Annotated in this window: 6 protein-coding genes and 1 pseudogene; 6 read left to right on the forward strand and 1 reads right to left on the reverse strand. The window is 73.1% G+C overall.

The annotated features are described in order from the left end of the window. Both MCBG_RS32855 and MCBG_RS02920 read left to right on the forward strand, forming a co-directional pair. A pseudogene (locus tag MCBG_RS32855) lies at positions 1–392 on the forward strand (hypothetical protein); the annotation flags it as partial. A gap of 34 nt (positions 393–426) precedes the next feature. Further along, positions 427–1,407 (forward strand): DNA polymerase domain-containing protein, encoded by a 981-nt coding sequence (locus MCBG_RS02920; protein WP_043323672.1) that lies wholly within the window; start codon positions 427–429, stop codon positions 1,405–1,407. 5 nt (positions 1,408–1,412) lie between these two features. On the opposite strand, the gene MCBG_RS02925 is transcribed toward MCBG_RS02920, so the two are convergent. Further along, the gene (locus MCBG_RS02925) at positions 1,413–1,919 is read right to left on the reverse strand and encodes an Lrp/AsnC family transcriptional regulator (protein WP_030499924.1); all 507 of its coding nucleotides are present in this window, start codon (positions 1,917–1,919) and stop codon (positions 1,413–1,415) included. A gap of 72 nt (positions 1,920–1,991) precedes the next feature. Between MCBG_RS02925 and pdhA the strand changes: the two genes are divergently transcribed. The 4 genes from pdhA to MCBG_RS02945 form a co-directional block, all read left to right on the forward strand. Further along, positions 1,992–3,191, forward strand: coding sequence for a pyruvate dehydrogenase (acetyl-transferring) E1 component subunit alpha (gene pdhA, locus MCBG_RS02930; RefSeq protein ID WP_043330070.1), 1,200 nt, complete (start codon positions 1,992–1,994; stop codon positions 3,189–3,191). Beyond that, a complete protein-coding gene (locus tag MCBG_RS02935) occupies positions 3,191–4,195 on the forward strand; it encodes an alpha-ketoacid dehydrogenase subunit beta (protein WP_043323674.1) in 1,005 nt (334 codons plus the stop codon). Before pdhA ends, MCBG_RS02935 begins: the two co-directional genes overlap by 1 nt. 110 nt (positions 4,196–4,305) lie before the next feature. Then, positions 4,306–5,640, forward strand: a complete 1,335-nt coding sequence (locus MCBG_RS02940; RefSeq protein WP_043330072.1) for a dihydrolipoamide acetyltransferase family protein — start codon at positions 4,306–4,308, stop codon at positions 5,638–5,640. A gap of 580 nt (positions 5,641–6,220) precedes the next feature. Further along, positions 6,221–7,511: L,D-transpeptidase (locus MCBG_RS02945; RefSeq protein ID WP_198033266.1), on the forward strand; the 1,291-nt coding region annotated here is incomplete at its 3' end.

Here is a 7,511-nt window from a genome sequence, read left to right on the forward strand (position 1 = left end):
GCGGGACAGTCCGCCGGGGCGCCGACGGACACGTCGTCGAGCCGCTGGCGGTGGTCGCCGACACTGTGGTCGTACCCGATCTGGCGCCTGGAGTGGGTGACGGGCGGCTGGCCGGCGCGGTCGACGCCCGGCCCGACCCGGTCGCCGCGGCGCTGGGTGCGGCGGTGGCGCTGCTCGCGCAGGCCGCGCACACCGGCCTGCGGCACCTGCCGGCCGCCTTCCCGGAGCGGTTGCGCGCGACGGCGGCCGGGCTCGCCGCGGTCGGCCTGGACCGCTGCGGCGCGACAGTGTCCGGCCTGGCCGGCGCGCTCGGCGCCGACCCCGGCGAACCGGCGGTACGGGCCTGGGTGGACGCCTGGATCCGGCTGTCGGTCACCGGGGAGTCCCGGTGAGCCGGTCCCCACGCCCGGCCAGGATCGCTACGGTGTGACGGTGGCGACCACGGCGGCGCAGGAGATCCAGGTGGGGGAGCGGCTGGTCCGCGTCTCCAGCCCCGACAAGCCCTACTTCCCGGAGCGCGGGCTGACCAAGCTGGACGTGGTCAACTACTTCCTGTCCGTCGGCGACGGCATCCTGCGCGCGCTGCGGGACCGGCCGACCATGCTGGAACGCTGGCCGCGCGGCGTGTTCGAGGGCGCCAAGGTGGCCACCCGGCAGACCAACAAGGGCGACGCGTTCTACCAGAAGCGGCTTCCGGCCGGCGCGCCCGACTGGGTGCGCACCGCGCACATCACGTTCCCCAGCGGCCGTACCGCCGACGAGGTGGCCCCGAGCGAGCTGGCCGTGGTGATCTGGGCGGCCAACCTGGGCACGCTGCGGTTCCACCCGTGGCCGGTGTCGAAGGGCGACGTGGAACGCCCCGACCAGCTGCGCATCGACCTCGACCCGATGCCGGGTGTCGACTTCGCGCAGGTGGTGCCGGTGGCGCACGAGGTACGCGCGTTCCTGACGGAGCTGGGCCTGGAGGGCTTCCCGAAGACCACCGGCGGACGCGGCATCCACGTGTACGTCTCGATCGAGCCGCGCTGGAGCTTCGGCGAGTGCCGGCGTGCGGTGCTCGCGCTGGGCCTGGAGATGCAGCGCCGCCTGCCCGACCTGGTCACCACCACCTGGTGGCGCGACCAGCGGGACCGGCCGGTCTTCGTCGACTACAACCAGATGGCCCGCGACCACACCATGACCTCGGCGTACTCGATCCGGCCGACCCCGGCGGCGCTGGTCTCGGCGCCGCTGGAGTGGTCCGAGCTGGACGACGCCCGCCCGGAGGACTTCGACGTGCTCAGCATGCCCGCGCGGTTCGCCGACCGCGGCGACCCGCACGCCGGGCTGGACAAGCGGCGGTACTCGCTGGAACCCCTGCTGGAGCGGGCCGACGCCGAAGGGCTGGAGTCGCCGCCGGAACGCTGAGGCGGTCAGTCCCAGGGGCTCTGCGTGCCGTCGAACTCCTCGAACACCAGCCAGGTACGTGTGGACAGCACCCCGGCGATGCTCTGCACCCGGTCCAGCACCACGTCCCGCAACGTCGCGTTGTCCGGCGCCCGGACCAGCGCGAGGACGTCGTGCTCGCCACTGAGCAGCGCCGCGTGCTCGATGTAGCGCACCCGGGCCAGCTCGGCGGACACCTCCCGCCAGGTGTTCTGCTCGATGGTCAGCGCGATGTACGCCGACGTGCCCAGCCCGGCCGGCTCCGGCGCGACCCGCGCGGTGAACCCGGTCAACACGCCGTCGCGCAGCAGCCGCTCCACCCGGGCGTACGCGTTGGTACGCGAGACGTGCACCCGTTCGGCCAGCGTACGGATGGACGTGCGGGCGTCACGGACCAGCTCGCGCAGGATCCGCCGATCCACCTCGTCGAGCGGCCCGGCCGAACGTCCCGTTCCGCCCGCCGCGCCCGGTGTGGTGCCGGTCTCCTGGCTCACCGCAGCCGCCTTCCCGTGCCATTCGTCCCGCGTTCATCCCGCATGTTGAGTCAATCATCCACGACCGGGAGCATAGGGCCACCACACGTCCAGGAGGTCCCCGCCGTGACGACCACACCCCAGGCGGTCCGCAGGGCATCCCCGCGCACCCGCCGGAAGACCACCCCGGCCGCACCCGACCCGTCGGCCGGCTTCATGCCGCAGCGGGAACCGGTCCGGCTGCTCGAACCCGACGGGACCCCGCTGCCGGCCCGCGACGACTACCCGGAGCCGCCGGTCGAGACGCTGCGCGAGATGTACCGGCGGATGGTCGTCGGCCGCCGCTTCGACGTGCAGGCCACCGCGCTCACCAAGCAGGGCCGCCTCGCCGTCTACCCGTCCGCGCGCGGCCAGGAGGCGTGCCAGATCGGCGGCGTGCTCGCGCTGCGCGAGGACGACTGGGTGTTCCCCACGTACCGCGAGTCGATGGCGCTGACCGCCCGCGGCCTCGACCCGGTCGAGGTGCTCACGCTGCTGCGCGGCGACTGGCACTGCGGGTACGACCCGGCCGCCACCCGCACCGCGCCGCAGTGCACCCCGCTCGCCACCCAGTGCGTGCACGCCGCCGGGCTGGCCTACGGCGAGTCGTACCAGGGTCGCGACACCGTGGCGCTGGCGTTCATCGGCGACGGCGCCACCAGCGAGGGCGACTTCCACGAGGGCATCAACTTCGCCGCCGTGTTCAAGGCGCCCGTCGTCTACCTGGTGCAGAACAACAAGTACGCGATCAGCGTGCCGCTGTCCCGGCAGACCGCCGCGCCGAGCCTGGCGTACAAGGGCGTCGGCTACGGCGTACCCAGCGAGCAGGTCGACGGCAACGACCCGGTCGCCGTGCTCGCGGTGCTGGAGCGCGCCGTCGCGCACGCCCGCGCCGGCAAGGGCCCCTACCTGGTCGAGGCGCACACCTACCGGATGGAACCGCACACCAACGCCGACGACCAGACCCGCTACCGCGACGCCGACGAGGTCGAGGCGTGGCGCGACCGCGACCCGATCGCCCGGCTCGAGGCGTACCTGCGGGCCAAGGGCGTCCTCGACGACGCCGCCGTCGCGGCGATCGCCGAGGAGGCCGAGGAGTACGCCGCCGCGCTGCGCCGCCGGATGGACGACCAGCCCACGGTGGACCCGCTGAGCCTGTTCGACCACGTGTACGCCGAACCGACGCCGCAACTCGTCGAGCAGCGCGAGATGGTCCGGGCCGAGCTGGCCGCCGACGCGGAGGGGGACGCCTGATGGCCACCATGACCATGGCGAAGGCGCTCAACGCGGCGCTCGCCGACGCGATGCTCGACGACGAGCGGGTGGTCGTCTTCGGTGAGGACGTCGGCCAGCTCGGCGGCGTCTTCCGGATCACCGACGGGCTGCAGGCCCGGTTCGGCGACAAGCGCTGCTTCGACACCCCGCTCGCCGAGGCCGGCATCGTCGGGTTCGCGGTCGGCCTGGCCATGTCCGGGCTGCGGCCGGTCGTGGAGATGCAGTTCGACGCGTTCGCCTACCCGGCGTTCGAGCAGATCGCCTCGCACGTGGCGAAGCTGCGCAACCGCACGCGCGGCGCGTTGAGCGTGCCGATCGTCATCCGCGTGCCGTACGCCGGTGGCATCGGCGGCGTGGAGCACCACTGCGACTCGTCCGAGGCGTACTACGCGCACACGCCCGGCCTGAAGGTGGTCACGCCCGCGACCGTGGACGACGCGTACTCGCTGCTGCGCGCCGCCATCGACGACCCCGACCCGGTGGTGTTCCTGGAGCCCAAGAAGCTCTATTTCACCAGCGCCGAGGCGGAGCTGCCGGCCCGTACCGCGCCGATCGGCAGCGCCGTGGTGCGCCGCCCCGGCACCGACGCGACGCTTATCGCGTACGGGCCGGCGGTGCCTGTGGCGCTGGCCGCCGCCGAGGCCGCCCGCGAGGAGGGCTGGGACCTGGAGGTGGTCGACGTGCGCAGCATCGTGCCGTTCGACGACGCCACGGTCACCGCCTCGGTACGCCGTACCGGCCGGTGCGTGGTGATCCAGGAGGCGCAGGGCTTCGCCGGTGTCGGCGCGGAGATCGCCGCGCGGGTGCAGGAGCGCTGCTTCCATGCCCTGCACGCGCCGGTGCTGCGGGTGTCCGGGCTGGACATCCCGTACCCGGCGCCGATGCTGGAGCACACCCACCTGCCCTCGGTCGACCGGGTGCTGGACACCGTGGCCCGCCTGCAGTGGGACGACCAGCCCGACGCGAGGTGGGTGGCGGCATGACCGAACGCACCGAGCGGAGCGAGGGCCGTGAGGGCATGCCCAACCAGCGCGGCATGACCGAACGCACCGAGCGGAGCGAGGGCCGTGAGGGCATGCCCGGCCGGCACGGCATGAGCACGGCTGTGGGGACCCGCGACTTCCTCCTGCCCGACCTCGGGGAGGGGCTGAGCGAGGCGGAGATCGTCGAGTGGCGGGTCGCCGTGGGCGACGTGGTCACCGTGGACCAGAGCGTGGTCGAGGTGGAGACCGCCAAGGCCGTCGTCGACGTGCCGTGCCCGTACGCCGGACGGGTCGTGGCCCTGCACGGCGCGGCCGGTGAGGTACGCCCGGTGGGCCAGCCGCTGATCACCATCGCCCCGCTCGACGACGCCCCCGACCCGCACGCCACCTACCGCGAGGAGGAGCGGGCCGGGTCCGGAAACGTCCTGATCGGCTACGGCACCGGCCACGGCGGCTCGGGCCGGCGGCGGCGTCGGCCGCGTCTGGCGCTCGCTCCCGAGGCCGCGCCGGCGTCGGTCGACCCGGCGCGGACCGGCGGACCGGCGGCGGCGCCGCTTGTCATCTCGCCGATCGTGCGGCGGCTGGCCAAGGAGCACGGCATCGACCTGGCGTCGCTGCGCGGCACCGGGCCGGGCGGCGTGATCCGCCGGGCCGACCTGGACGCCGCCGTGGCCGCTGCTGCTCCGGCGGCCCGGCTGGCCGCGGTGCCGGACGCCCCGGCCGCCCACGTCGGGCTCGCCCCGGCCGGCGACGGTGACACGGTCATCCCGCTCACCGGCATCCGCAAGGTGATCGCCGACAAGCTCTCCCGCAGCCGCCGGGAGATCCCGGAGGTGACCATCTGGGTCGACGTGGACGCCACCGGCCTGCTGGAGACGCGCGCCGCGATCAACGCCGCCGCGCCGGAGGCGCCGGTGAGCATCCTGGCCCTGCTGGCCCGGATCTGCCTCAGCGGCCTGCGGAAGTTCCCGCAGCTCAACGCGCACGTCGACACCGAGGGGCAGCGGATCATCCAGTCCGCGGGCGTGCACCTGGGCATCGCCGCGCAGACCGACAGGGGCCTGGTCGTGCCGGTGCTGCGTGACGCGCAGCGGCTGACCACCCGGGAGCTGGCCGCCGCGCTCGCCGAGACCACCGCGGCGGCCCGGGCCGGCACGCTGCCCCCGGCACGGCTGACCGGCGGGACGTTCACGCTCAACAACTACGGCGTGTTCGGCGTCGACGGCTCGACGCCGATCATCAACCACCCGGAGGCGGCGCTGCTCGGCGTCGGCCGGATCGTGGACAAGCCGTGGGTGGTGGACGGGCAGCTCGCCGTCCGCAAGGTGACCCAGATCAGCCTCACCTTCGACCACCGGGTCTGCGACGGCGGGGTGGCGGGCGGCTTCCTGCGCCACGTCGCCGACTGCGTCGAGCAGCCCGCCCTGCTGGTCGCCAACGTCTGACCGGTCAGGCTCCCGGCCCCGGCCCTCCCCACGGAGGTCCGGGGCCGCGCCGCGTCCCCGCCCCCGCTCCCCGCCCCCCGCTCGCGATCTTGCACTTGCGGCCCTCGACGTGCCCGATTCGCACCCTTCTCCGGGGCCGCAAGTGCAAGATCGCCGCGGCGGCGCGGGTGACGCGAGCGAGGGAGTCCAGCGCTGGCCGTCTTGCGGGACCCTTGTTCCGGTGGGTGGGATCGGTCGAGATCTTGGTAGCAAAGTGGCCCTGTGGAGGCCGTTTCGTACCAAGATCTCGCCGGGTCGGAACCTCACGCCGGCCCTCCATTCGTCGATCATGAGGTTGGCGGGGACAAAAAGGACGCCGCGCGCCGTCAACTTCATGATCGACGGACAAGGGGCGGTCAAGAGGTGAGGAGGGCGGTGGTGGGAACCGGGCGGAGGGCGCGTGCGGCGCAAGCGGGGACGGGAATTACCTGTCCGGCACGATTCTCCGCAGCCTTTTCCGAGCAATTCCGCCGAAGGTGCCACGGCGTGATCCCGGGCCTACAGAATGTGGGCGAGAGGGTTCGGAAATGGGGGGCGAAATATGTTTGCGAGGCGCCGACTGACGCTTTTCGCGATGACTGTCGCAGCCGCGCCGCTGGCGGTCGGCGCGTGCACCGCCGGCCCGAAGTCGGTGGCGAAACAGGCCGAGGCGTCGCCGCCGTCGGTCACCGTGACACCCGCCGATCGCACGAAGAACGTGCCGATCAGCGCGGAGGTGGGCACGAAGGTCAGCAACGGCAAGGTGACAGCCGTCAAGCTGACCGACGACAAGGGCAACGCCGTACCGGCCCAGCCGCGCGAGGACGGCTCCGGCTGGGTGCCGGACCGTCCGCTGGCCAATTCCCGGACGTACACGGCGGAGGTGACCGCGACCGGCGATTCGGGGAAGACCGCCACGCAGAAGACGACGTTCACGACGATGGCCAAATCCACCAAACCGGCCGTCACCAGCGAATTGTATTTCCGGCCGAATCAGACGTACGGGACGGCGATGCCGGTGGTGCTCGGATTCGACCCGCCGATTCCGAAGGAGGCCCGCGCGGACGTGCAGCGCCGGCTGTTCGTGAAGACCGACCCGCCGCAGCCCGGCACCTGGTCGTGGGTGGCCGACGGCAAGCAGGCCGAGTACCGGGCGCCGGACCGCTGGAAGCCGGGCACGAAGATCAGCGTGCGCAGCGCGTTGCAGGGGCTGCCCATCGGCAAGGAGGCGATCGGCGACTCCGACCGGGTCGCGACCGCCAAGGTCGGTCGGCAGGTGACGCTCGACATCGACAACGGGACCAAGCAGATGACCGTCTACGAGGACGGCAAGGTGCTCAAGAAGATCCCGGTCAGTCTCGGCAAGGAGAGCACGCCGACGTCCAGCGGCACCATGGTGATCATGGAGAAGCACGAGCACACCACGTTCGACACCCGGGGTGAGCCCAACGGCGGCTACGTGGTCGACGTGGACGACGCCCAGCGGCTGACCTGGGGCGGCGAGTTCATCCACTCCGCGCCGTGGTCGGAGGGGGAGCAGGGCTACACCAACACCTCGCACGGCTGCACGAACGTGTCGGCCACGGCCGCGGACTGGCTCATGGGCGTCACGCAGGTCGGTGACCTGGTGACGGTGCGGGGCACCGAGGTGAAGCTCGACCAGGGCAACGGCTTCACCGCCTGGAACGTCAGCTGGGACGAGTTCGCCAAGGGCAGCGCGCTGCCCGTACCGGCGGGGCTGAAGCCCACGCAGAGCGCCACGCCGCACCCGGGCGCGGTGGCCGGCGGGTCGGCGCCGGCGCCGGCGCCGTCGCGGCCGCGAGCAGCGGCGGCTGAACCTGGGGAGGAACGGC

Source organism: Micromonospora sp. M42 (genome assembly GCF_000568915.1).
Lineage (GTDB): Bacteria > Actinomycetota > Actinomycetes > Mycobacteriales > Micromonosporaceae > Micromonospora > Micromonospora chalcea.

Coding starts and splice junctions, on each gene's coding strand:
- MCBG_RS02940 (WP_043330072.1), top strand. CDS start 4,306: ATGAGCACGGCTGTGGGGACCCGCGACTTCCTCCTGCCCGACCTCGGG.
- MCBG_RS02935 (WP_043323674.1), top strand. CDS start 3,191: ATGGCCACCATGACCATGGCGAAGGCGCTCAACGCGGCGCTCGCCGAC.